13 protein-coding genes are annotated in these 25,373 nt (G+C 68.9%); 4 read left to right on the top strand and 9 right to left on the bottom strand.

The window, feature by feature from the left end:
- Positions 1 to 4 precede the first annotated feature (4 nt).
- Both FHT38_RS15415 and FHT38_RS15410 read left to right on the top strand, forming a co-directional pair.
- Positions 5 to 11,227 carry a calcium-binding protein gene (locus FHT38_RS15415; RefSeq protein WP_183492282.1) on the top strand — a complete coding sequence of 3,741 codons (11,223 nt, stop codon included), beginning with the start codon at positions 5 to 7 and terminating at the stop codon, positions 11,225 to 11,227.
- A gap of 299 nt (positions 11,228 to 11,526) precedes the next feature.
- Positions 11,527 to 11,775 carry a hypothetical protein gene (locus FHT38_RS15410; RefSeq protein WP_183492524.1) on the top strand — a complete coding sequence of 83 codons (249 nt, stop codon included), beginning with the start codon at positions 11,527 to 11,529 and terminating at the stop codon, positions 11,773 to 11,775.
- Between the two features lie 41 nt (positions 11,776 to 11,816).
- Here the strand turns inward: FHT38_RS15410 and FHT38_RS15405 are convergent, their stop codons facing one another.
- On the bottom strand, positions 11,817 to 12,311 hold the full coding sequence (locus FHT38_RS15405; protein WP_310737384.1) for a DinB family protein: 495 nt from the start codon (positions 12,309 to 12,311) through the stop codon (positions 11,817 to 11,819).
- 199 nt (positions 12,312 to 12,510) lie between these two features.
- On the opposite strand from FHT38_RS15405, the gene FHT38_RS15400 reads away from it, so the two are divergent.
- Entirely contained in the window at positions 12,511 to 12,756 is a 246-nt protein-coding gene (locus tag FHT38_RS15400; protein ID WP_091734035.1) for a DUF3297 family protein, read from the top strand.
- 12 nt (positions 12,757 to 12,768) lie between these two features.
- Here FHT38_RS15400 and FHT38_RS15395 read toward each other — a convergent pair whose 3' ends face one another.
- The 7 genes from FHT38_RS15395 to FHT38_RS15365 all read right to left on the bottom strand — a co-directional run bounded on the left by FHT38_RS15395 (position 12,769) and on the right by FHT38_RS15365 (position 21,804).
- Positions 12,769 to 14,157: a PAS domain-containing sensor histidine kinase gene (locus FHT38_RS15395; protein ID WP_183492280.1), complete on the bottom strand. Its 1,389-nt coding sequence runs from the start codon at positions 14,155 to 14,157 to the stop codon at positions 12,769 to 12,771.
- Between the two features lie 134 nt (positions 14,158 to 14,291).
- A complete protein-coding gene (locus tag FHT38_RS15390; RefSeq protein ID WP_183492279.1) occupies positions 14,292 to 15,632 on the bottom strand; it encodes a sigma-54 dependent transcriptional regulator in 1,341 nt (446 codons plus the stop codon).
- 31 nt (positions 15,633 to 15,663) lie between these two features.
- Positions 15,664 to 16,896 carry an ABC transporter permease gene (locus FHT38_RS15385; protein ID WP_183492278.1) on the bottom strand — a complete coding sequence of 411 codons (1,233 nt, stop codon included), beginning with the start codon at positions 16,894 to 16,896 and terminating at the stop codon, positions 15,664 to 15,666.
- A 32-nt stretch (positions 16,897 to 16,928) separates the two neighbouring features.
- Positions 16,929 to 18,242: an ABC transporter permease gene (locus FHT38_RS15380; RefSeq protein ID WP_091734029.1), complete on the bottom strand. Its 1,314-nt coding sequence runs from the start codon at positions 18,240 to 18,242 to the stop codon at positions 16,929 to 16,931.
- A gap of 18 nt (positions 18,243 to 18,260) precedes the next feature.
- Positions 18,261 to 19,682 (bottom strand): TolC family outer membrane protein, encoded by a 1,422-nt coding sequence (locus tag FHT38_RS15375; RefSeq protein WP_183492277.1) that lies wholly within the window; start codon positions 19,680 to 19,682, stop codon positions 18,261 to 18,263.
- A gap of 2 nt (positions 19,683 to 19,684) precedes the next feature.
- Positions 19,685 to 20,422, bottom strand: a complete 738-nt coding sequence (locus tag FHT38_RS15370; protein ID WP_183480937.1) for an ABC transporter ATP-binding protein — start codon at positions 20,420 to 20,422, stop codon at positions 19,685 to 19,687.
- A gap of 113 nt (positions 20,423 to 20,535) precedes the next feature.
- Positions 20,536 to 21,804 (bottom strand): efflux RND transporter periplasmic adaptor subunit, encoded by a 1,269-nt coding sequence (locus FHT38_RS15365; RefSeq protein WP_183492276.1) that lies wholly within the window; start codon positions 21,802 to 21,804, stop codon positions 20,536 to 20,538.
- A 351-nt stretch (positions 21,805 to 22,155) separates the two neighbouring features.
- Here FHT38_RS15365 and FHT38_RS15360 point away from each other — a divergent pair, with 351 nt between their 5' ends.
- A complete protein-coding gene (locus FHT38_RS15360) occupies positions 22,156 to 23,322 on the top strand; it encodes a hypothetical protein (RefSeq protein ID WP_183492275.1) in 1,167 nt (388 codons plus the stop codon).
- 73 nt (positions 23,323 to 23,395) lie between these two features.
- Here FHT38_RS15360 and FHT38_RS15355 read toward each other — a convergent pair whose 3' ends face one another.
- The gene (locus tag FHT38_RS15355; RefSeq protein ID WP_183492274.1) at positions 23,396 to 25,228 is read right to left on the bottom strand and encodes a glutamine--tRNA ligase/YqeY domain fusion protein; all 1,833 of its coding nucleotides are present in this window, start codon (positions 25,226 to 25,228) and stop codon (positions 23,396 to 23,398) included.
- Between the last annotated feature and the right edge of the window lie 145 nt (positions 25,229 to 25,373).

The raw sequence follows: 25,373 nt of genomic DNA, 5'->3' as shown, positions 1-25,373 counted from the left end.
AATTATGCAAAATGACGGCGATAAATTAAGTATTCCGAATCTTCTGAAGTATGCCAATCTGCAGATGGCGGCGGAGGCATTCCTTACAGAGAAAGGGCATCCGTCCAACCAAGTGCTAGTGGGTGCGGCCCTTAAGGATGCTCTGCTTACCGGCAATGAGCATGCGAGCCGATTCACAGCAGTCGGAGCCGAGAATTTCGTGAAGCACTGGAGCGTGGTTGCCCAGCAGCCAAACACCGGCTCAGGGTTCAGCGGTACCGTGTTTGAATGCATCAATGATGACCCTGCTACCGGCGCGAAGAAGGGTGAGCGGATTCTCAGCTTCCGCAGTACCGAATTTGTAGATGACGCTGCTCGCGACAACGTGGCGACTAACACCCTGGAGATCAAGGAAACTGGGTTCGCCTGGGGGCAGCTTCAGGACATGGAGGACTGGTACGCGAAACTGGTCAAGGACGATGTGCTGAAACCTGGCCAGTTCTCGGTGACCGGCTACAGTCTTGGCGGTCATCTGGCCACTGCCTTCAATGTGATGCACAACAGCGAGGTATCGCAGGTCGTCACTTTCAATGGCGCTGGCATTGGCGGCTACGACCCGGACAAGACGCTGTCTTCCTTGGTCAAGAGCTTCGCTAATATGCGGGCGGACGGTTTCAAGTTTGACGATCCGACCCTGGATGCGATTTACCGGCGAACTCGTGATGCCATGGCGCAGGGATTGGAGGTTTCCGAAGCCGATCAGAAGGCGCTAGCGTTCATCGTCCAAAACGGACATGACAACCAACAGGGTGACTCTCAGGCCGTTCTCGACGCCGAGCGACTGCAAAGAGCGCTTGATAGCTCCAAGCTGATTGCGGAGGAGGTCAAGCGGCTGAAAAGCGACATCAAGAGTCCGACTACCCCGGTTTCCGTCGATTTGACTTCCATTGCGCAGTATGGGCTGGATTATCAGCTTGCACTCCTGGAGATTCGGAAAAGCTCTGATGCAACCGGGCTTGTCCAGAACCTCATCCAGACTTTCAATGGACGCGTAGTTCACCAGTCCCTGCGTAATCAGTTTGACGTTCAGGGCGATACGTCCCCGTCAGCAGTCGCCAATTCTCAATTGCATGTGGGCAAGGAGGTCCGGGTATTTATCGAGGACCAGCCGCTGTTGCGCGGGGAGGTTATTGGAAAGGTACTGGACCAGTCGTGGAAGTGGAATGCGATCAAGCTTCTCGTCAACGGTTACGACAAGAACGATTTTGGCGATACGCACAGCCTTGTGCTTCTCGTCGATTCGTTGAGCGTGCAGAACACGCTGCTCAATCTCGCAGGTCCCCTGTCAGACGAGCAGCTGTCGAGCACCTCTGAATTGATCGACCGCGCTTTGCGCGACGCGTCCAATCGGCGCAAGGAAACGAATGTAGGCGAGCAGGGGAAGGCGGAAGGCGATGCGCTTGAGCGCGCCGTCAATGCTTTAGCCGACTTGTTCCTGGGCGCAACCGCCGATGGCAAGGGCCGGCTGAAGGCGTCCAACGAAGGCGGCACGTGGGCCGACATGGGCGATGAGCTGACCATTGGCCGGCAAGCCTTGCACAAGGTGCTGAAGCAGATCCAGGATTCGACCTTCTACAAGGAGGCCGCAGCAGGCCGCGCGAAGCTCACATTGATCCCCACGGATGCTCTCAACTTGAAAGAGTTGGCGCGCAACGACTTCGGCGTCTATGCCGCGCTTTATTCGGGCAGTCCGTTCGTGATTCAGCTCGGGACGGGCGAACTCAAGGACGCCGCGATGATGGCAGCCTGGGGCGGGGTCTATCAGGAATGGAACGAAGATCGCAAGCGGGTAGCAGGGGAGATCGACCCATCTGATAGGACGCCAAGGTATGTGAGCGACAAGTGGCTCTCGGAGCGCGCGGAGTATCTGCGCACCCTCAACGACCTGAACGCCAAGAACCTCGACTACGTGAAGGGCAAGGCCGACGGTAACGGTGGGGTGGAGGACGCGTCTCTGAAGGGCCTTTACGACGCCGATGACGTCATCTGGGAGGACAGGGACAGAGAGATCAAGATCTGGCGCTCCGCCAGCCTCAAGGACGGGGCGATGACGGCGCGGACGCGCCACGTCGTGTTCGGGTCCGACAAGAATCGGACCACGAGCGAGGAGATCGCCGCCACGGAGGGACGCGACTTCTATTTCGGTGGCCAGGGCAACGACATCCTGTCCGGCGGCGCGTCCAACGATCGCCTGGATGGCGGGAGCGGCAACGACAAGCTCTTCGGTGGCAACAATGTGGACGTGCTGAGCGGCGGAGCGGGCAACGATGAGCTTTCCGGCGACAACGGCAGCGATGCCTTGTTCGGCGGTGACGGCAACGACAAGCTCGACGGCGGCAGTGGCACCGACTTCCTGAACGGCGGAGCGGGCAGTGATGAGCTGCGTGGCGGTGACGGCGCGGATTACCTGTTCGACCAGGGAGAAGCCGACACCACCAGGATGTGGGGCGAGGACGGCAACGATGTCCTCGAAGTCAAAGGCGGCGACGGTGAGGTCACGCTCGATGGCGGCGCCGGCAATGACATCCTGATCGGCGCGAAGGGCAAGAACACACTGAATGGCGGCAGCGGCAACGACAGCATCCGCGGCGGCGACGAGGTCGACACCGTCGACGGCGGCGACGGCGCCGACGTCATCGAGGCCGGCGGCGGTAACGACGACATCACGGGTGGCAAGGGCGCCGACTACCTGAAGGGCGGGGCCGGGAACGACCGCTACAACTTCACCGGACGTGACTTCGGCGCGGACATGATCGAGGACCTGGCCGGCTCCGACAAGATCCTCGCCGACGACGCGCAGATCGGCGCCGCCAGCTACGACGCCGACAAGCTCGCCTGGATCACCGCCAACGGCATGGAGATCCGCAAGTACGACCTCGACGGATCGACCACCCTCTCACTGAGCTACTCCGGCGACAAGCTCAACACGATCTACCTCCGCGACTGGACCCCCGGGCAGTACGGCATCACGCTGTCCGGCGAGGCGCAGGAGCGCGAGCGGCCGAATGTCCCGTTGAAGACGCCCGAAGCCCTGGCCATCAACAACTTCGTCGACAGTCCTGAGTTCCCCGATTGGATGAACGCCTTCGACGGCGGAGAAGGCAACGACATCCTGTACGGCACCGACGAACGGAGTGTGATCCTCGGCGGCAAGGGCAACGACCTGATCGACAGTTGGGGCGGCGATGACTGGCTGGAAGGCGGCGAGGGCAACGACGTCATCTTCACCGGCGAGGGCAAGGACGTCGCCTACGGCGGCGAAGGCGACGACATGCTGCGCGCCGGCCTCGATTTCAAAGTGCAGCGCAACGTCTACGACGATCTGTTCTGGGCGCAGGGCATGGACGACACATGGTGGCTTTACAGCTACCGCGGCACGCTCGATACCGCCCATATGTTCTCCTACCAGGTCCCCGGCGAAACGCGTGAGATCGCGCACCCGGAGCTCTCCGTATTCGACATTCATTTCGAAGCGCAGCTGTCGACCAACCCGACCTACACCGGCCACCTATGGTGGGCGAACGTCGAGGCGGCAGATGCAAGCCTGGAGCCCTACCTGACCTTCACCTTGCAGGTCGGAGACATCAAGGTCGGCGACAAGCACGTGCAGAATCGCGACTTCCTGCCGGAGGAACCCGGTCCGACCTTCGGCAAGCCGATCACGATCACGGTGTATGACTCTCAAGGCGATCGCCTGCTCTATGCCGGTGCAAACCTCCAGGGCGCCGAACTGCACGGCGGCGAAGGCAACGACCTCGTCTACGGCGGCAACAACAACGACAAGCTCTACGGCGATGCCGACAACGATGTGCTGGTCGGCTACGACGGCGACGACGAGCTGGATGGCGGGGAAGGCAACGACGAACTGTCCGGTGGCGCCGGGCGAGACCTTGTCAAGGGCGGCAAGGGCGACGACATGCTGGTCGGCGGTTACGGCGCCGACGTGCTGTACGGCGGTGCCGACAACGACAAGTTGTATGGCGACGCGATGAACCTCTATCCGACGAATACCCTGCCGCCAGGCATGGACACCGCGCGCATGGGTGGGGACTACCTCGTCGGCGGCGCGGGCAACGACGGCATGTGGGGCAACTTCGGCGACGACTACCTGTTCGGCGGTATCGGGGACGACTCGATCTCCGGCGGCGAGGACAACGATCACGGCTTCGGCGAGGCGGGCGCCGACGTGATGTGGGGCGGCAAGGGCGATGACTATCTCGACGGCGGCACCGAGAACGACAAGCTGTACGGAGGCGAGGGGAACGACCTGCTCGCCGGCGGCTCCGGCGACGACGACCTGCAAGGCGACGATGGCGACGACATCCTCGACGCGGGCGTCGGCAACGACCTGATCTTCGGCGGCGGTGGACGGGACATCCTGCGAGGCGGGGACGGCAACGACAAGCTCTATGGCGACGGGGGCGAGTCCACCGACGGCGACGACGTCCTCGAGGGCGGTGCAGGCAACGATGAACTGAGTGGCGGCGGTGGGAACGACCTCTATGTCTTCTCGAAGGGGGATGGGCAGGACGTCATCCGGGACGATGCCGCGAACGGCACGCGCAACCTTCTGGCGTTCAAGTTCGACAGCAAGGAGATCCGCTCGATCAAGCGCGAAGGCGTCGACCTCGTCATCAAGTACGGCGTGAATGACCTGGTGCGCGTCGCAGGCTTCTACGAGAGCAACGCATTCGGAATCGGCGATACCTCCGCGAGCGTGAATGGCACGGGCGACGACGGTGTCCCGGGTGCGATTGCCGAAATCACGTTCGAAGACGGCACGGTCTGGGACCGCGAAGACATCTTCGCGATGGCGCCTCCCCCCGCTGCGGGCGAAGTCCCCCCCGACCCGTTCGCGTCGCTCGCCTCGACCTACTTCGTCAACGCGCTGGTCTCCCGCGAGACCATCAAGGTCGCCGGCAAGCATTGGCTGAGCTACTCCTTCGCCGCATGGGCGGCGGCGGGCGTCACGGGGGCCTACCAATTCACCGAGGCGCAGAAGCAGTCGGTGCGGGCCGCGCTCAGGCGATTCAGCGACGTGCTGAACCTGCAGTTCTACGAACTCCCGGAGGGCTCCCAGTCGGACCTCAGCTTCCATCTCGATGACCTGACGTCCGAAGGACTCGGCGCGTTCGCCGGGTACGCCGAGCCCGCGACAGGACAGATCCATCTCAACAGCACCTTCTATTCGAAGAGCGTCCAGGACGAATTCGGCAACACGAAGCCGCAGCGCTCGCTGGACATCGGCACCTCCGGCTTCGAAACCCTGCTGCACGAGATCGGCCACGCGCTTGGCCTGAAGCATCCGTTCGAGGCACCCGTGCTGCCGAACGCCGAGAACACGAACGCCAATACCGTCATGTCCTACACGCGGCCGGACGGACCGGCGACGCAGCTGGCGGCGTTCGACGTGGCCGCGCTGCAGCGGCTGTTCGGCGTTGCCGGGACCATCAACCCGTGGAGCGACATCCACCAGTTCGGCGCCCGCTGGGTGCAGGACAGCGGCGGCTACGACACGCTGGACGCCAGCGCGGAAACCCAGGGCGTCTACATCGACCTGACGCCGGGCTCGTGGAACTACCGCGGCGCCAAGGCGAACAGCATCCTCGCGGAGAACCAGTCCTTCATCGGCTTCGGCACGGTGATCGAGGAGGCGCGAGGTGGGGCCGGCAATGACACGCTGAAGGGCGGCGCCGGCGGCAACTCCCTGCACGGCGGCGCCGGCGACGACGTCCTGCAGGGCGGCGCCGGCTACGACGCGCTCAGCGGCGGCGACGGTTCGGATACCTACGTGTTCGCAGCCGGCAGCCAGGAAGAGTACGTCCAGGAGACGGGCGGCGTCGGAGATGTCGACATCGTGCGGGTCGTCGACGGCGTGAAGCCCGCCGACGTGCAGCTCATCCGCCTGTACGACAACCTCGTGATCGTCCGCGGCGGCGACCGCATGACGGTGGCGAACCACTTCGCGACGCAGGCGATCGAGGCCATCGTCTTCGACGACGGCACCCGCTGGGACGCGGCGACGATCCGCGCCAACGTCACCACCGGCATGAGCGACGGCGCGGACACCTATCCGGGCACCGTGGAGGACGATCGCGTCGACGGTTTTGCCGGCGACGATGTCATCAACGGCCTGGACGGCGCGGACACGCTGTCGGGCAGCGCAGGCAACGACACTTTGTCCGGCGACGCGGGCAATGATTCGCTCTCGGGCGGCGAGGGCATCGACTCGCTGCTGGGCGGCGCGGGCGACGACATCCTGACCGAAGGCGAGTTCATGGATGGCGGTACCGGCTCCGACCTCTATCGCTGGGGTGCGACGGGCGGCCTGGCGGTGATCGCCGAGACGGCCGGAAACGTCGGTGACATCGACACCCTCCGCCTCGGACCCGCCATCCTGCCGGCGGACCTGCGCCTTGACCGCGTGGGGGACGACCTGCGCATCTGGACGCCCGACGGCGAGCGCGGTCTCGTGCTCACCAACCACTTCAACGGCGGCGTCATCGAACGCTTCGTCTTTGAAAACGGCGCGGTCTGGGACGCCGCCGCGATCGAGGCGGCGATCGCCGCACCCGGCAGCCGCGGACCGCAGGGCACTGCCGGCGACGACGTGATCGTCCTCAGCCCGTTCAACGAGCAAGTCGATGCGGGCACCGGACATGACCGGATCGATGGCAAGGCCGGCGACGACCGCCTCTTCGGCGACGCCGGCCGGGACACGCTCTACGGCGGCGTCGGCAACGACCAGATCGACGGCGGTCAGGACAACGACCAACTCGTTGGCGGCGACGGCAACGACGCCTTGCAGGGCCAGTCAGGCGACGACACGCTGCAGGGCGATGCCGGCGACGACACGCTCGATGGCGGCGAAGGCGTCAACCTCCTGCTGGGCGGCGACGGCAACGACACCTTGTACAGCCGCACGCGCCACGCCCGAGACACGATGAGCGGCGGCGACGGCCAGGATACCTACGTCCTGGGCTACGGCACCGGCGCGGACATCACGTCCTCGGCGAACGACAGTGGCTATTCCGACGACATCTACGTCGCGACACCGTTGGACGCCGTCGCCGGTGACGTCCGGCAGACCTGGACCATCGCTGACAACGGCGGCTACGGCGATGAGCTCCGTTTCGTGGGTGAAGCCTTCACCGCGGCCTCCACCCTGGTGCGCTCCACGGGCACCGGCTTCTCGATCACGGGCGGCAACCTGACGGTCGTTCTCGAGAATGCCTTCAACGACTACGGCGGCAAGGACTACCGCGCAATCGACAAGGTGACGCTCGGCGATGGCACCACGTATGACTTCGCCCAGTTGCAGATCGAGTCGCTGCGTTATTCGACCGGCGACGATTCGATCGTGGGCTTCATGGGGAAGGACACCCTGGAGGGCGGACTCGGCAACGACACGCTGGCGGGGGGGGCGGGCGACGACACCTATCGATTCGTCCGAGGCAGTGGTCAGGAGGTCATCGCGGAGAGTGCGGGGTACGAGGACGTCGTGGAGTTCGGCACCGGCATCGCGGTCGCGGACCTCCGTGTCGAGCGCTCCGGCAATGATCTTCTGCTGACGATCGCCGGCGGCAACGATTCGCTGCGATTCCGCAACTGGGGCACCGACGCCGGTGCACGCGTCGAGCGGTTCCGATTCGCCGACGGCAACGTCCTGAGCACCGACGCGCTGCTGGCGCTCCTCGACAAGGGCATCCGCGGAGATGCCGCAGACAACACGCTGGTCGGTGACAGCGTGTCCAACCAGCTCAACGCCCCGATGTTCCTCAACGGCTCCACCTGGTCGCGCATCTTCGATCCGCGGCTCCTGGGCAGCACGCTCCGCGAGGGACGCGACACGTTGATCGGAGGCGCAGGGGATGACGTCTACTACACGAACTCGATCAACGGCGAAGGCAATCCCTACATCAACAGCGCATCGAGCATTGCCTATGCCGACGACCTTGTCGTCGAGCTGGTCGACGAGGGGCGCGACACGGTCGTCACCACCGCGTACCACGCGACATTGGCCGACAACGTCGAAGACCTGGTGACCTATAACCGGCAAGGGTTCTACGACACCTATACCAACGCCGACATCGCCCACCTGTACACCGGGAACGACCTGGACAACGTCATCGATGCCCGCGTGGTCGAGTACGACGTCCGCCTGGACGGCGGACGCGGCGCCGACACTTTGATCGGCAACGCCTATGCCGACAACACCTACGTCATCGACGATGTCGGTGACGTGATCGAGAACGAGAACGGGCCCAACGGCAGTCCCGGCAAGGACACCGTGGAGACCTCGCTGTCCTACACCCTCGGGGAGGGCGTGGACAACCTGGTCCTGACCGGAACGGCGGCGACGCGCGGCACCGGCAATGCGCTGGGCAACGTGCTCGACGGCAGCGGGAACGCGGCGGCGAACACGCTGATCGGCGGCCAGGGCGACGACACCTACCGGGTCGACGCGTCCGACGTCGTTGTCGAACTGGTCGGCGAAGGCACGGACACGATCGTGATCGTGTCCGCGGGCAGCAGGACCTCGTTCTCGCTCGACCCGTCGACGTCGGTGGAGCGCCTGATCCTGGACGATGCGGCGGGCGCCGTGGACATCCTTGGCGGCGAGGCGGGCGAGTCGCTGCAGGGCAACGCTGCGAACAACCGCATCCTGGGCGGCGGTGGCCACGACACGATCAGCGACGGCTCATCCTACGACCGCTGGTCGGGTCGGTTCTCTTCGGGATCCGACACGATGGACGGCGGGGCTGGCGACGACCAGATCTACTCGACCGGCGGAGACGACCTGATCACGGGCGGCGCTGGCAATGACACCATCACGCTGGCTTTGAGCAGCGTGACCGACTCGCGGGCGCGTGTGCTGTTCAGCCGCGGCGACGGCGCGGATTCGGTCTGGATCCAGGGTGGGTATACCGGGGCCGTCATCCAGTTTGGCGCCGGCATTGAGGCAGGCGAGCTGGTACTCAGCCGTCGGAACAACGACCTGCTCCTGCAACTGGGCACGTCGGCGGACTCGGTGAGCTTGCGCAACGTGTTTTCACCGGACGTCCCGGACGCCTTCCAGTTGGGCTTGTCGGCTCTCGCTTTCGCCGACGGCTTCCAGGTGAACGCCGATCAACTGAGGACGCGCTTCCTTGCGGGCAACGGCAATGCGGTGACCGACGAAGCGGACCTGATCATTGGCGGCCCAGGTGCCGATACCCTGGCGGGTGCTGGCGGCGACGACAGCATCGGCGGCGGTGGTGGTGATGACGACCTTTCTGGCGGGCAGGGGAGCGACACGCTGGTCGGCGGCCTGGGGGACGACATCTATCGCTTCGCTGCGGGGGACGGTTGGGACGAGATCGTCGACACGAACGGTGCCGACGTCATCGTGCTCGGGGCCGGTCTCAATGAAGCCGACCTGCAGGTGGGCCGCTATTGGCCCAACGATCTGATGCTGTACTTCGGGAGCGATTCGATCAAGATCAAGGATGGCCTCGCGGGAGCGGGCGGCAGCAGCGTCTCCGCGGTGCGTTTCTCCGACGGCACGGTGCGGGACATTGCCTACATTCGATCGCTGGTCGCCATCCACGGCTCGGATGCCGCCGAGCGCCTGGAGGGGCATGAAGACAACGACCGGATCATCGGCCTGGGCGGCAACGACACCTTGGACGGCGGCGCTGGCGACGACACGATGATCGGTGGCACCGGCGACGATACCTACGTCGTCGACCAGACTGGCGACGTGGTCGTCGAAGCGGCGGACGAGGGCGTCGACATCGTCCAGGCGTCGGTCTCGTACACGCTGTCGGCCAACGTCGAGAACATCGTGCTGACGGGCACGGCGCCGATCTCGGCGACGGGCAATGCGCTGAACAACAAGCTCGACGGCAACGCGGGCGCGAATCTGCTTGACGGTGGCGCGGGCGCGGACACGTTGAAGGGCGGCGCGGGCGACGACACCTACGTGGTGGACAACGCGGGCGACGTGGTGACGGAGTCTTCCAACCAGGGCTCGGACAAGGTGCAGGCGGGCATCAGCTACACGCTGGGCAGCAACGTGGAGCAACTGGCGTTGACCGGCTCCGCCGACATCAATGCCACCGGCAACACCTTGGCCAACGTGCTGACCGGCAACGTCGGCGCCAACGTGCTGTCGGGTGGCGCGGGCAACGACACGATGAGCGGCGGGCTGGGGAACGACACCTACGTTGTGGATGCGACTGGAGACGTCGTGATCGAGAACGCGGGCGAAGGCGTCGACCTCGTGCAGAGCGGCGTGAACTGGACGCTCGGCGCGAACGTCGAGAACCTGACACTGAGCGGCTCCAGCGGGCTGGCCGGGACCGGCAACGGGCTGGACAACGTGCTCACCGGCAACGGCGGCGCCAACAAGCTCGACGGTGGCGGGGGCAACGACTCGCTGGTCGGCGCGGCCGGAGTGGATTCGCTCATTGGCGGCGCCGGCAACGACACGCTGAACGGCGGCGCGGGCAACGACACGATGCTCGGCGGCACAGGGGACGACACCTACGTCGTCGACGCGACCACGGACGTGATCACGGAGAACGCCTCGGAGGGCATGGACACCGTCCTGACCTCGGTCACCCTGACGCTGGCGACCAACCTGGAGAACGTGACGCTGGCGACCGGGACGTCGAGCCTGGGCGCCACAGGCAATGGCGCTGACAACGTCATGACCGGCAACGCCGGCGCCAACGCGCTGTCCGGCGCTGCGGGCAACGACACGCTCGACGGCGCCGGCGGCAACGACACGCTGACCGGCGGCGCGGGCGCGGACGGCTACGTCTTCGGCCGCGGCTACGGCAGCGACACGATCGTCGAGAACGACGCGACCACCGGCGTGAAGGACTTCGTCAGCTTCGGCGCCAACATCGCCAAGGGCGACATCACCTTCCAGAAGAGCGGCAACGCGCTGCTGGCCAAGGTGAAGGGCACCAGCGACGTGCTGACGCTGCAGGACTGGTACCTCGGCACGAAGTACCACGTCGAGGAGTTCCGCTTCGGCGATGGCTCGGTGCTCACCGACACGCAGGCCCAGTCGCTGGTCTCGGCCATGGCGGCCTTCACCGCGTCGGGTACGACATCGTCGGTCGCCTCCACGTCCGACACGTCGCAGCGGATGCCCAGCATGGCCGTCAATGAGCCGACCCGCCACATGAGCTTCTGAGGGGCGCAAGAGCCGGCGACCATGGTCGTCGGCACCCGATGAAGCGAAGACAGGACTGGCCACGTCGGTGGCCAGTCCGCCGGAAGGTTGCGTCGGTGGCAGCCGCGGGGGAGGCGGGCCCCGCCAGACCCGCCGTGCTGGTCGATCCATCCTTCACACGAGCGCACGACCACACGCGACCGCGGGGAACATCCGAAACAATCGCGCCATTCGCGACGTATGCACGCGCGGGCCGGGGCTGGGCGGCCTAAGGTTGGATCGTCCGGCCCGATCCTCCCCGCGGGCCACGGAGTCCGTCCATGAGTCCCTCCCAGTTCGGCGCGCTCCAGCGCCAGTCCTCCGTCCGCGGCGGTGCCGGCCAGGGCCGCTATCTGCTGCGTTTCGAATCGCTGTTCCACGCAGGTCGCGGTCTTTGCTTCCCCTGCGATGAGCGCGGCCAGGTCACGCTGGACCAGCTCAGTGAGCAGGCGCGCGAGAACTACCTGTTCGCCCGCGCCGTCGTCGGCCACGAGTACGCGACCCCGGTGGTCCAGCGCTGCGACGAATGACCCGCGGCCGGCCCCCGCGGACCGGCCACCGCTGAACCGCGTCAGCGCACGGCGCCTTGCGCCGCGTCGTACTGCCCCAGCACCCACTGCAGCCCCGCCAGGTGCTGCTGGTCGTGGCTGCACAGGTAATGGATCAGCGACTTGAAGGTCAGCGGCCCGTAGCCTTCGAAGCGGGCGCGGCGCCGCAGCTGCTCCGGCGTGATCTCGGCCAGCATCGCCAGCGTCTCCCGGCGCGCCGCGGCGAAAGCCGCCAGCGCGGCGGCCGGATCGTCCTCGTCGTAGCGGCGCTCCCGCGCCAGCGCGTCGGTGTCCAGCGAGGGCAGCAGCGGATCGTCCTCGCCCAGCGTGCGGCGGATGCGCTGCTGGTAGCCGTCGATCTCGATGTCCCGCACATGGCACAGCTGCTCGATCGCCGTCAGCGGCTCGCTCGGCACGCCGTCCCACGACGGCGGCGCCCAGTGCCTCGCCTCGGCGGGGAACAGCGCGAAATGCGCGGCCAGCTGGGCCGGGAAGGCCGCCAGCGCCGCCAGGGTCACGGCGTCGACGGCGGATGCGGGAGCAGGGGACGCGACCGATGAGGTCGGCGCGACCGATGCGCTTGAGGCGCTTGAGGCGCTCGGCGCGCTCGGGGCGCTCCAAGAGCGCGAGTTGTCGATGGTGGGCATGCGGCGGATGTTAGGGCGTCCGTCTGCGGGACAATGCCGCGTTTTCGGTTTCCCCCTGCATGACCCCGCCATGAGCGACACCACCCGCCCCGAACTGCCCGACCACCTGTCCATCGACCCGCGCAGCAAGCATTACGTCGCCGCCGTGTTCGAGCACGACATCGGCATCCTCTTCAACGGCAAGGAACGCAAGGACGTCGAGGAGTACTGCATCTCCGAAGGCTGGATCAAGGTGCCCGCCGGCCGCACGCTGGACCGCAAGGGCCAGCCGCTGATGATCAAGCTCAAGGGCAAGGTCGAAGCCTTCTACAAGTGAGATCGCCCGCGGTCATGACCGCGGCCAGCTGATCGCCACCCACAGTCCGCCACCTTCGCGGTTGCCCATCGCGATCCGGCCGCCGTGCGCCTCGGCGATTTCGCGCGCCAGCGCCAGACCCAGGCCGCTGCCGCTGCGCTTGGTCGAGTAGAACGGCAGCAGCGCCTGCGACAGCTGCGTCTCGGTCATGCCGGGACCGCGGTCGCCGACCTCGATGCGCCAATCCTCGCGCGGCGCGCCCACGCTCAGGCTGACGCCCTGCGGCGCGCTGCCGGACTCGTGCGCGTTCTTCAGCAGGTTGATCAGCGCCTGCGCCATCTGCGCTGCGTCGAAGCGCCCCGGCGCCGCCGGCAGTTCGCTGCCCAGCGTGAACGGGTAATGCGCGCTCAGCGATTCGATGAACGGCGCCCACTCGACCGGCGTCAGCACCGGCGCGGGCAACTTCGCGAAGCTCGCATAGCCGGCCAGGAACTGGTGCAGGTGCTGCGCGCGGTCGCCGATGCTGGCGAAGACGCCGGGTACCCGCTCGTGCATGCCGCGCCGCGCCAGCTCCGCGCCGCTGTGCGCCAGCGACGAGATCGGCGCCAGCGAGTTGTTGAGCTCATGGCTGATCACCCGGATCACCCGCTTCCAGCTCGCGACCTCCTGGCGCGACAGCTCGCGCGTCATTCCCCGCAGCAGTCGCAGCCGATGCGGCTGGCCCTGCAGCCGGAAGTCGCGCAGCGACAGGTGGAAGCGCTCCTCCTCGCCGTCGAGCACGACGCTGAACAGCCCGTCCTGCGTGCCGGCGAAGGCCTGCCGCAGGTCGTCCGGCGCCTGCGACAGCACCTCGTCCAGGTCGCGGCCGGCCAGGCCCCGGCCGCGGTCCATCAGCTGACGCGCGGCGATGTTGGCGTAGGCGATGCGCTCGCGCGCGTCGGTCAGCACCAGCGCGACCGGCGTGTTCTGCACCACCGTGTCGAGCAGCAGCTCGCGCTGCGCCAGGTGCTGGCGCTGCTCGCGCAGGGCCTGGCCGAGCTCGCTGTGCAGCCGCATCAGGCTGGACAGCTCCGAGAGACCGCCCGGCGGATCGGCCGCGATCGCGCTGCCGAACTCGCCATCGCGGTAGCTCAGCACCGTGCTTTCCAGCGCGCGCAGCAGCCGCGTCAGCGGCATCAGCAGCAGGCTGGCCAGGCCCCAGGCGATCGGCAGCATCAACGCGCCGGTCAGCGCCAGCGCGGTCGCGCTCCAGGGCGCCAGCGCCTCGCGCCCGAGCGCCGCCATCAGGCGCGGCACCGGCCACCAGGTCAGCGTCAGGTGGATGGACAGCGCCGCGACCGCCGCGGCGATCAGGCACAGCGCCAGGCGCAGGCGCAACGAGCGGTGCCAGCGCGCGCGCCGCGGTGGGTCAGGCTCGCGCATGCGGGCTCCGGGTCGATCTCGGGCCGCGGCGCTCGGAGCGCGCCTCGCGTCCCCCGCGTTCCTCACGAGCCTCGCGAGCCTCGCGAGCCTGAAGCATCCCGCGAGCCTCACAAGCCACGCGAGTCGCGCGAGCCTCACGCATCGGCGCTCAGCCCGTAGCGTTCCATGCGCCGGTAAAGCGCCTGGCGCGACAGCCCCAGCGACTGCGCCGCCCGGCTGACGACGCCGGCCGCGGCGTCCAGCGCGGCGACGACGGCCTCGCGGCTGGGCTCGTCCAGGTTGCGCGAGGCCAGCGGCGCGGCGGCCGGCAGCGCCAGGTCCTGCTCGCCGATGACATGGCCCGGCGCCAGCAGCGCCGCGCGCTCGATGGCGTTTTTCAGCTCCCGGACGTTGCCCGGCCAGGGGTGCGCCATCAGCGCTTCGCGGGCGCCGTCGCTGAGCGTGGCCCGACCCGCCAGGAAGTGCTCGGCCAGCGGCAGGATGTCCTGCGGCCGCTCGGCCAGGCCGGGCAGCGCGACCTCGATGACGTTGAGCCGGTAGTACAGGTCCTCGCGGAAGGTGCCGGCGCGCACCATCGCGCGCAGGTCGGCGTTGGTGGCCGAGATCACCCGCACCGCGGTCTGGCGCGTGCGGCTCGAGCCCAGCCGCTCGAAGCGGCCCGTCTCCAGCACCCGCAGCAGCTTGACCTGGCCGGCCAGCGGCAGGTTGCCGATCTCGTCGAGGAACAGCGTGCCGCCGTCGGCGGTCTCGAAGCGGCCCTCGCGCGCCCGCGCCGCGCCGGTGTAGGCACCGCTCTCGGCGCCGAAGAGCTCGGCCTCGATCAGCTCGCCCGGCAGCGCGCCGCAGTTGATCGCCACGAAGGGTCCGCCAGCGACCGCCGAGTTGGCATGCACGATCGCCGCGATGCGCTCCTTGCCGCTGCCGTTCGGCCCGGTGACCAGCACCGGCGCCGCCGAGCGGGCGACTTGGCAGGCCAGCTCCAGGCAGCGCAGCAGCGCCGGGGATTCGAAGACCAGGCCGCCGAGTCGGTAGCGGCGGCGCAGTTCCTCGCGACGCTGGCGCTGCTCGTGCCGGCTCTCGCGCAGCGCGCGGCCGTTCTCGGCCAGCTCGAGCAGGTTCTCGACCGTCGCCAGCAGCTTGGCGTCGTCCCAGGGCTTGGCCAGGTAGTCCGCCGCGCCGGCCTTGACCAGCGCCACCGCCTGCTCCAGCTGCGTCCAGGCGGTCAGCAGGATGATGGGCAGGTCCGGATGACGCTCGCGCAGCTGCTGGAACAGCGCGCGGCCTTCCTCGCCCGAGGTCGTGTCCGCGCTGAAGTTCATGTCCTGGATCACCAGGTCCACGCGCCGGCGCGCCAGCACGGCCAGGCCCTCGGCCGGCGAGGCCGCGTACAGCGCCTCGATGTCGTGCAGCGAGAGCAGCAGCGACAGCGCCTCGCCGACACCGGCGTGGTCATCGATGATCAGGACGGTTCTCATGGGTGGCGCAGCATAGCAAGGGGGCCGGCGCTCAGCCGCCGCGCAGGGCCGCCACCGGGGGCAGCGCCGCGGCCCGCCGCGCCGGCGCGAACACCGCGATCTGGCCCAGGGTCCACAGCACCAGCGCGCCGATCGGCAGGTAGATCCAGGGCAGGCGCGGCAGCTCGTAGTTCTTCATCAGCAGCAGGCTGATGCCGTAGGCGCCGATCATGCCCAGCACGATGCCGGCGCTGGACAGCAGCAGGTTCTCGGTCTGGAAGTAGCGCAGGATCTGGCCGCGCGTGGCGCCCAGCGCCCGTCGCGTGCCGATCATCCGCGTGCGCTGCTGCACCCAGAAGCTGGCCAGGCCGACGATGCCGAAGGCCGTCACCACCAGCAGCCCGACGCACACGCCGGCCAGCAGCTGGATCATCGAGCGGTCCTGGCGGTAGTAGTCCGCGCGCAGCTTGACCAGCGTGTTCTGGTCCCGGATCACGCGGCGCAGCCCCGGGCTGTTGGCCAGCAGCTTGGCCGTGGCCGCCTTGAGCACCGCCTCGCGGTCGGCGCCCGGCGCGACGCGGATCATGAAGCCGCCGCCGCGGAAGCTCGGCTGCACCGGGAACATCATCGTGTTGAGCGCGTTCTCGTCCTCCGAGCCCGGGTTGGGCGAGGGCAGGTCGCGCACCACGCCGACGACGCGCTGCGGCTCGTTGCCGTAGACGTAGATCGCCTTGCCCAGCGCCGATTCGCCGGGCCACAGCCGCTCGGCCATGGTCTTGTTGATGATCACCGCCGGCACGCGCGGATCGGGATTGGCGTCCAGCGTCGATCCGGGCACGAACTCGTTGGCCTCGAAGTCGCGGCCCTCGACCAGCTTCAGCCCCATCGTGCCGATGAAGCCGGGGCCGGTCGTGTAGTGGCTGGCGACGACGCGGCTGGACTGCGTCGTGTCCGGCGTCAGCCGCACGCCAGAGTTGTTGGAGCTGCGGCCATACGGGTACTGGTTGGTCAGCGTCACCGAGGCCAGGCCCGGCACCTGCCGCAGCGCGGCCAGGTCGGCCTGCGTCTGCGGCTCGGGGTTCTCGACGCGCGCCATGCTGGCCAGCGAGAAGGTCACCAGCGCCTGCTCGTCGGCGCCGGTGTCGGCGTTGATGCGCTCGATGCGCTGGAAGATCAGGAACAGCGCGTTGCACACGATCGCGCAGGTCAGCGCGATCTGCAGCACGATCAGCCCGGCGGCGGTCTTGTGACGCTTGAGCGTCGAGAGGATGGGCAGGATGTCCATGTCGGCGTTCTCCTTGACTCGGGGTCAGCGGGTCATTGCGTCTTGAGCTGGATGGCGGGCGTGATCTGGCAGGCGCGCCAGGCCGGCAGCAGCCCCGCCAGCACGCTGGCCGCCAGCGAGACGCCCAGCGTCGTGGCCAGCATCTGCCAGTCCAGCCGCGCGAGCTGGGCGTAGTCCGACGGGTTCTGCCGCACCACCCACAGCCCGATCCAGGTCAGCGCCAGGCCCAGCACGCCGCCCACGAGGCCGAGCGTGCCGGCCTCGACCAGGAACTGCAGGAAGATCTGCCGCCGCGGCGCGCCCAGCGCGCGGCGCACGCCGATCTCGCCGCTGCGGCGCAGGCACTTGGCCAGCAGCAGACCCACGGTGTTGGTCAGGCACACGGCCAGGAAGCCGAAGGCCAGCCACACCTGCAGCTGGATGTCGCTGGGCACGACCTTGCGCTGGCTCAGCCACGCCATGACGCCCGTCAGCCGCGGATTGGCGGGCCGCTCGAAGCGGCCGGCCTCGCGCTGCTGGTCGGAATACTGCGTCAGGTAGGTCCGGTAGTCGGCGACCTGCTGGGGCGTGTCCAGCTGCACCCAGTACTGCAGCCAGGCGCAGGGCGCGTTGAGCGAGCGCGGATCGATGCCGTCCGAGCGGCCCCAGCAGTTCATGTTGCCGGCGCCACCGAAGCGCAGCGTCAGCGAGGTCGACAGCGGGATGTAGACGTCCGCCGGCTTGGCGTAGGAGCCCAGCGTCAGGTCGAAGTAGTGCGGCGCCGGCCGCCACGGCTGGAGCACGCCGACGACGGTGAAGTCCTTGTCGCGCAGCCGCACCGTCTTGCCGCGGCTGTCCTGGCCGCCGAAGAGCTTGTCGTTGAGCTCGGCCGAGAGCACCGCGACACGCGCCTCGGCGCCGTCGTCGGCGGCGGTCCAGCCGTTGCCGTAGCGGAACGGCGCGTCGAACATGGTGAAGAAGTCGGCCGAGGTCCAGCGGCCGCCGGTGAAGAACGGCGGCTGCGCGGCGTCGCCCGAGCCGGCCGGGTCGATCGCGATGAAGGCGCCGGTCATCATGACCTGATGCACGCCGCGTCTCGCGCGCAGCAGCTGCTCGGCATCGAAGCGGGTGAGCTGCAGCTCGGGCTCGTCGCCGGGTTTCCAGTCGCGCCGGGTCTCGGCGTCGAGCTGGACGTTGAAGAGCCGGTCGCTCTTGTGCGGGATCGGATCGCCCGACAGGACGTGGAACACCGTCAGCGTCGTCATGCAGGCGGCCACGCCCATCGCGATCGACAGCAGCATCAGCACCGTCAGGCCGCGATGGCTGCGGAAGGCGCGCAGGGCCAGTTCGAGGTAGTAGGTCAGCATCGGAGGTCCTCTCTCAGCTCATCGCGCCGCGAGCGCGGCAGGGGTGGTCACGGACGCGGTCGCCGGCACGGTCCCGGGCGAGGGGGCATGCGCGGCCGAAGGCGGGGTGGCCGGGATCGGGGCCGGGACCGGCGCCGGACCGAGCAGCGTGTTGACGGCGGCCAGCTCGGGCTCGCCGAGCGCGCCGGCCGCCTGCTGCAGCAGCAGCTTGGACAGCACGTAGCGGTGGCGCGCCTGCTCCCAGGCGTTGCGGGCGTTGCTCTGCGTCTGGATGGCCAGCAGCAGGTCGGTCATCGTGCGTGCGCCCAGGTCCAGGCCGCTGCGGGTGGAGGCCAGCGCCTTCTCCGCCGCCTGCACCGCGGCGCCGGCGGTGCGCATCTGGCTGAGCGCCGACAGCACCGCCTGGTACTGCGCCTGCGTCTCGCGGGTCATCGCGCGGCGCGCGCCCTCCAGGTCGTCGCGCAGCTGCTCGCGCTGGTAGATCGCCTGGCGCTTCTGCGACTCGGTCGCGCCGCCGGCGAACAGCGGGATGGTGAGCTTCAGCCCGATCGTGGTCGTGTAGCGGCCGGTGTCCTGCGGCGCGACGGCCGGCCCGGACAGGCGCTGCCCATCGAGGCCCGCGCTCAGCGTCGGCAGGTGGGCGGCGCGCGCGGCGGCCACGCGCTGGTCGCCCGCGGTCACGGCCAGCGCCGCGGCCTGCAGCGCCGGGTTGTCGCGCAGCGCCTGCGTCACCCAGGCCTGCGGGTCGGCCGGCTCGGGCATCAGCATCGCCAGCTCGGGCGCGAGCGGCTGCAGCTCGCCCGGCATGCGGCCGGTGATCTGCGCCAGCGCCTGGCGGGCGTCGAGCAGTTCCTCGCGCGCCTGCGCGGTGGTGCCGCGCGCCAGCTCGTAGTAGGCGCGCGCCTGCTCGACGTCCAGCGACGCGGACAGCCTGGCCTCGAAGCGCGACTGCGCCTGCGCCACCTGCTGGCCGTAGACGTCCTCGATCGCCTGCGCGGTGGCCAGCGCGGCCTGCGCCGTCAGCACGCCGAAATAGGCGCGGGCGACGCGGGCGCAGAGGTCGGCCTCGGCGGCGCGCACGCGGGCGTCCTCGGCGCTGACCAGCGTCTTCGCGGCATCCCAGCTGCGTAGTCGGCTCAGGTCGACCAGCACCTGGCTGAGGCTGTGGGTGAGCTGGTGCTGGCGGCCGTCGTCGCGCTGGTGCGACTCGCTCAGCTGGGCGGACCACTGCGGCAGCAGCTGGGCGCGGGCCTGGACGGCCAGCTCCTGCTGCTCGCCGCGGACCGCGCGCGCGCCCGACAGCACCGGGTCCGCGCCGCGCGCCTGCGCGTAGACCTCGAGCAGGTCCTCGGCGGCGGCGGGCAGGCAGCAGCCCGCGCACAGTGCGGCCACCACGACCGCCGCGAGCGCCGCCGGCCGGGAAGGGAAGCGTGCGCGCATGGTCAGGCCGAGGTGGGCGTCTTGGACGGGGCCGCCGCGGCGCGCAGCAGCGCCGGGTCCATGTGCAGCTCGGCCGCGATGTCGACGACCTGGCCGTCGATCACATGCACGTTGCGCTGCGCGCGCGCGGCGAGCTGCGGATCGTGCGTGACCATCACGATGGTGGCGCCGTCGCGGTGCAGTTCCTCCAGCAGGTCCATCACGCTGCGGGCCATCGCGCTGTCGAGGTTGCCGGTCGGCTCGTCGGCCAGCAGCAGGCGCGGCGAGCCGGCCAGCGCGCGGGCGATCGCCACGCGCTGCTGCTGGCCGCCGGACAGCTCGGCCGGGTAGTGACGCTCGCGCGCCGACAGCCCGACCCGGGCCAGCGCGTCGCGGGCGCGCTGCTGGCGCTCGGCCGACTTCATGCCGCGGTAGCGCAGCGGGACCTCGATGTTGTCCAGCACGTTGAGGTCGGGGATCAGGTTGAAGGCCTGGAAGATGAAGCCGATCTTCTCGTTGCGCATGCGCGAGCGCTGCGTGTCGTCCATGCGGCTGACGTCGACGCCGTCGAGCTCGTAGCGGCCGCCGGTGAAGGCCTCCAGCAGGCCGGCGATGGTCAGGAAGGTCGTCTTGCCCGAGCCCGACGGGCCGGTGACGGCGACGAATTCGCCTTCGCGCACGTCCAGGTTGAACTCGCGCAGGGCGTAGGTCTCGATCATCTCGGTGCGGTAGACCTTGGACAGCGATTGCATCTTCAGCATGGGGTTCCTCGCGGGCGGTGGTGGGCGATGAATGGGGCGGTGAATGGGCGATGACGGCGGTGTCAGACGTCGACGTCGGTGGTCGGGGCCGGTGGGGAGGGCGCGTGCGGCGCTCAGGGACTGAGCGTCACCCGCTCGGCGCCTTCGAAGGCCTGCGCGCCGGAGACGACGACCCGCTCGCCGGGCCGCAGGCCCTCCAGCACCTCGACCTTGGACAGGCTCTGCGCGCCCAGCCGGATCGGGCGCTTGACGGCCTGGCCGTCCTGCACGACGTAGGCGAAGCGGCCGCCGCCGTCCTCGACGAAGCTGCCGCGCGCGACGGTCAGCACCTTCTCGCGGCGGTCCAGCAGCACGCGCACCGACAGGCGCTGGTTCTGGCGCAACTGGTCGGGCGTGGCGCCGTCGAAGCGCAGCCGCGCGGCGACCTCGTTGTTGACGACCTCCGGCGAGACGCTGCTGACCAGGCCCTTCCACTGGCGGCCGTTGCCGGCGATCTCGCCGGGCATGCCGATGGCCAGGTCGCGGGCGAAGCTCTCGGGCACCTGCATCTGGACCTCGAGCGCGCTCAGGTCCACGACGGTGAGCAGGCCGGTGCCCGCGTTCACGTTGGCGCGCTCGGCCACCAGCAGCTGGCCGACCTGGCCGTCCACCGGCGAGCGCAGCTCGAGCTCGGCGACCTGGCGCTGCAGGTCCTTCACCAGCAGCTGCTGGCGCTGCAGCGCCTGCTGCTTGGCCTGGAGCTCGAACTTGAGGCTGTCGTCCTTCAGGCCCAGCCCGTCCTTGGCGTGGGCGGCGGTGATGCGCGCCTTCTCCAGCGCGTCGCGGGCCTTCTCGACCTGCATGCCGGCGACCGCGCCGGCCTCGTAGGCCTTGGTCTGGCGCTCCAGGTCGTTGCGGGCGGTCTGCAGGTCGATGGCGGCGTTCTCGTAGCTCGAGCGCAGGGCGGCGCGCTGCTCGCGACCGTCGACCTCGGCGCGCAACGCCTCGGTGCGCAGCGCGTCGGCGTTGCTCTGCTCCTGGGCGAGCCGGGCGCGCAGGTCGGGGCTGTCGATGACGCCCAGCAACTGGTCCTTGGCGACCTTGTCGCCGGCCTTGACCTTGAGCACCAGGTTGCCGCCGTGCAGCGCATAGACGGTGGGGCTCATCGCGGCGACCACCTTGCCCTCGCCGGCGATGTCGCGCACCAGCGGGCCGATCTCGGCCGCGGCGACCGACAGGCGCTGCAAGCTGACCGAGTTGCCGCTGCCCATCATCCGCTGCACCGCCGGCGCGGCGGCGAACGCGGCGGCCAGCAGCCCGGCGCCCGCCAGCGCCAGCCACAGCCGGCGCCGTCCCTGGGGGCGGGCGAGGGGAACGTCCTGTCCGGAGGTGTCGCGAATCATGAAGGTGTCCGAGGGTGGTCCGTGTGATCGATGCCACACCGGATCGCAAGGCGCGTGCCATCGGCCCGGGGAAGGAAATCCTCCGTGGAATCAAAGACTTGCCGCAAAGAGCCGCCAGCGCAGGGGTGTCCGCGGACACTCGCACGGACAGCGGGCGGACAGCGACGGATGGCGACGGACAGGGGGGGACAGCGGGGGACAACGGGCAGGGCGACGGGCCGGACGACGGCAACGAGTCGGTCGACCTACTGGTGTCCGGGCCCGGAGGCCGATGCGCTACTGGTCCGGGCAGATGCGCCCGCGGGCCGGCGGGCCAACACTGGCGGCTCCTCTCACCCTCTTGGATTCGACATGCCCCGCTCTTCCTTGCCGACGCCTGCCGCTGCCCTTGACTTCGATGCGGATGGCGTGCCCACCGCCCGGGACGACACCCGCCGCGGCCGGTCGCGAGCCACCGACCCGACTGACGTCCCGAGTGATGCCCCGACTGACGCGCCGAACGACGCCACGGCCGACACCTCGACTGACGCCGCGACCAATGCCCTGAACGACGATGCCACCGCAGATCCGAGCTCGCCTGCCGCCGTCGATGCCCAGTCGACCTCGATCGAGGCCGGCGCGACCGCCATGCCGGACCGCGCGCCGCCCCAGGACGACGATGATCGTTCGCTGATGCCGCTGCCGCTGCCGCTGCTGCTGGGCGGGCTGGGCCTTGGCACGCTGGGCGTCGGCGCCGCCGGCGGTGGCGGAGGTGGCTCGGCCCCGGGGGCCATCGCCGCAGGCGGTGGAGCGACGTGGCCCGCCCTCGACGGCTGGCCCTCGGCACCGGGCGGCGATCCATCGACTTCGCCGTCCGGCGGCGGCGCGGGCGGGACGGGCCACCGCCCCGCCGAGGCCGTCCTGGGCCTGCAGGTTTTCGCCGCGGGCACGATGCCAGACGGCACGCCCCTGACCCGCGACGGCACCGTGCGGGTCCATGGCCTGGAGCCCGATGCGCGCTGGTCCTACAGCTTCGACGGCGGCGCGACCTGGCATCCGGGCGACCTGGACCGCATCCCCGGCAGCGAGGCGGCGAAGGCTGGCGGCGACGGCCGCAAGTCCGTGCTGGTCTACCAGACCGACCTCGCGGGCAACGACAGCCCGCAAGCGTCGCTCGTGTTCGAGCTGGACCAGACCCCGCCCGAGGTACCGACGCTGCGGCTCAAGCGCGACACGGGGAGCAGCGCGACCGATCGCTGGACCTCCGATCCGACGATCGAGATCCTGGGCCTGGATCCCACGGCGACGTTGACGGTGTCGATCCAGGAAGAGCCCCCGATCGAGTGGCAGGGGGCGGAAATCCCGGCGTCGCGTTTCGCGGGCATGGAAGGCCTGTGCCGGGTCGTCGCCACCCAGGTCGATGCGGCGGGCAACAGCGCGTCCGCGACGCTGGACTTCTGGCTCGACACCACGGCGCCGCTGGCGCCGCAACTGGTGCTGGCGTCCACGCCGGACTCGGGGGCAGTCCTTGCCGGCTGAGGCGGGGCCAGGCGCCCGGTTGCGGTCAGTGGAGGACCGGGCGCGCGTCCCGCGCACCCGGTCCAGCCCAGGCTCACTTGCCGAAGCTGTCCTTCAGTCCGGTGATCTTGTTGAACACCGGCGCATCGGCGCGATGGTCAACGCGGTCGGCGACGAAGTAGCCGTGGCGCTCGAACTGGACCTTGGCATCCGGCGCGACCGCGCGCAGCGAAGGCTCCAGGTAGCCGCGCACGACGCGCTTGGCGTCGGGGTTCAGCAGCTCCAGGAAGTTGCGTTCGCCGGCGTCGGGCTGGGCTTCGGTGAACAGGCGGTCGTACAGGCGCAGTTCGGTGGCGATGCCCTCGTGCGCGCCGACCCAGGTGATCACGCCCTTGACCTTGACCGCGTCGGCGCCCGGCGTGCCGCTCTTGGTGTCGGGCACCAGCCGGGCCAGCACCGCGGTGATGGTGCCGTCGGCGTCCTTCTCGCAGCCGGTGCACTCGATCACGTAGCCGTACTTCAGCCGTGCCTTGTTGCCGGGGAACAGGCGGTGGTAGCCCTTGGGCGGGGTCTCCATGAAGTCCTCGCGCTCGATCCACAGCTCGGGGCCGAGGCTGAACTGGCGCGTGCCCAGTTCCGGCACATGCGGATGGGCCGGGGCCGAGCAGGCTTCGCGATGCTCGAGCGAGCCGAAGATCTCCGCGTAGTTCTCGAGCTTGAGCTTGACCGGATCCAGCACCGCCATCGCGCGGGCGGCCTTGCCCTCGAGGTCGGCGCGCAGGTAGCCGTCCAGCACCGAGTACTCGATCCAGGCGTTGGTCTTGGACGCACCGGTGCTTTCGACCATCGCGCGGATGGCCTCGGGCGTGTAGCCGCGGCGGCGCATGCCGACCAGCGTGGGCATGCGGGGATCGTCCCAGCCGTCGACGTGCTTGTCCTCGACCAGCTGGCGCAGCTTGCGCTTGCTGGTGACGACGTAGGTCAGGTTCAGCCGGCCGAACTCGTACTGGTGCGGCAGCGGGCGGGCGAGCAGGCCGCCCTGGGCCAGGTGCTCGACGAGCCAGTCGTAGAACGGCCGCTGGTCCTCGAACTCCAGGGTGCACACGCTGTGGGTGATGCACTCCAGCGCGTCCTCGATCGGGTGGGCGTAGGTGTACATCGGGTAGATGCACCACTGGTCGCCGGTGTTGTGATGGGTCGCCCGGCGGATGCGGTACAGCGCCGGATCGCGCAGGTTGATGTTGGGCGACGCCATGTCGATCTTGGCGCGCAGCACCATGGAGCCATCCGGATGCTTGCCGTCGCGCATCTCGCGCAGGCGGATCAGGTTTTCCTCGGGCGAGCGGTCACGGAAGGGGCTGTTCTTGCCCGGCGTGCCGAAGTCGCCGCGGTTGGCGCGCATCTCCTCGGGTGTCTGCTCGTCGACATAGGCCAGCCCCTGCGACACCAGGTACTCCGCCGCGCGGTACATGAAGTCGAAGTAGTTGCTGGCATAGAAGAGGTGGTCCACCTCGCGGCCGGCGCCGTCCTTGGCGTCCCAGGTCCAGCCCAGCCACGCCACCATCTCCTTGATCGCGTCGACGTATTCCTGCTCTTCCTTCTCCGGATTGGTGTCGTCGAAGCGCAGGTGGCAGATGCCGCCGTAGTCGCGCGCCAGGCCGAAGTTCAGGCAGATCGACTTGGCATGGCCGATGTGCAGGTAGCCGTTGGGCTCGGGCGGGAAGCGGGTGCGGATGCGGGCCGGGTCCAGCGGACCGGCGGCATGGTGGGCCGCGTCGCCCGGGCTGCCGGCGAAGTGGCGCGCCGGCTGGAAGCCCTGGTCCAGGTCGCGCTCGATGATGGCGCGCAGGAAGTTGCTGGGCTTGACGGCGGTGGCGTCCGTCTTGTCGGGCGCCGGAGCGCCGGCGGTCTTGTCGTGGCTGGACATCGATGAATGGACTCTCGAATGAGGCCGCAGATTCTACGTGGGGTGGGGTACCCCTCCTGTCTGAGGGAGCGGCCGCAGCAAATCCGTCAGACCGGTCGAAGGATCTGACTCGGAGCAGTCATGGCGCGCACGCGGGGTGCTTTTG

The sequence above is a fragment of the Mitsuaria sp. BK041 genome, from assembly GCF_014193085.1.
Classification (GTDB): domain Bacteria; phylum Pseudomonadota; class Gammaproteobacteria; order Burkholderiales; family Burkholderiaceae_C; genus Roseateles.
The sequence above is the reverse complement of the archived record's forward strand: the minus strand, read 5'-3'. Positions and strand labels throughout refer to the sequence as shown.

What these genes read in the sequence shown, in the direction of transcription:
- FHT38_RS15360 (WP_183492275.1), top strand. Translation starts at nt 22,156, where the DNA reads ATGCCCCGCTCTTCCTTGCCGACGCCTGCCGCTGCCCTTGACTTCGAT.
- FHT38_RS15370 (WP_183480937.1), bottom strand. Translation starts at nt 20,422, where the DNA reads ATGCTGAAGATGCAATCGCTGTCCAAGGTCTACCGCACCGAGATGATC.
- FHT38_RS15400 (WP_091734035.1), top strand. Translation starts at nt 12,511, where the DNA reads ATGAGCGACACCACCCGCCCCGAACTGCCCGACCACCTGTCCATCGAC.
- FHT38_RS15355 (WP_183492274.1), bottom strand. Translation starts at nt 25,228, where the DNA reads ATGTCCAGCCACGACAAGACCGCCGGCGCTCCGGCGCCCGACAAGACG.
- FHT38_RS15395 (WP_183492280.1), bottom strand. Translation starts at nt 14,157, where the DNA reads ATGCGCGAGCCTGACCCACCGCGGCGCGCGCGCTGGCACCGCTCGTTG.
- FHT38_RS15415 (WP_183492282.1), top strand. Translation starts at nt 5, where the DNA reads ATGCAAAATGACGGCGATAAATTAAGTATTCCGAATCTTCTGAAGTAT.
- FHT38_RS15410 (WP_183492524.1), top strand. Translation starts at nt 11,527, where the DNA reads ATGAGTCCCTCCCAGTTCGGCGCGCTCCAGCGCCAGTCCTCCGTCCGC.
- FHT38_RS15365 (WP_183492276.1), bottom strand. Translation starts at nt 21,804, where the DNA reads ATGATTCGCGACACCTCCGGACAGGACGTTCCCCTCGCCCGCCCCCAG.
- FHT38_RS15380 (WP_091734029.1), bottom strand. Translation starts at nt 18,242, where the DNA reads ATGCTGACCTACTACCTCGAACTGGCCCTGCGCGCCTTCCGCAGCCAT.
- FHT38_RS15390 (WP_183492279.1), bottom strand. Translation starts at nt 15,632, where the DNA reads ATGAGAACCGTCCTGATCATCGATGACCACGCCGGTGTCGGCGAGGCG.
- FHT38_RS15375 (WP_183492277.1), bottom strand. Translation starts at nt 19,682, where the DNA reads ATGCGCGCACGCTTCCCTTCCCGGCCGGCGGCGCTCGCGGCGGTCGTG.
- FHT38_RS15385 (WP_183492278.1), bottom strand. Translation starts at nt 16,896, where the DNA reads ATGGACATCCTGCCCATCCTCTCGACGCTCAAGCGTCACAAGACCGCC.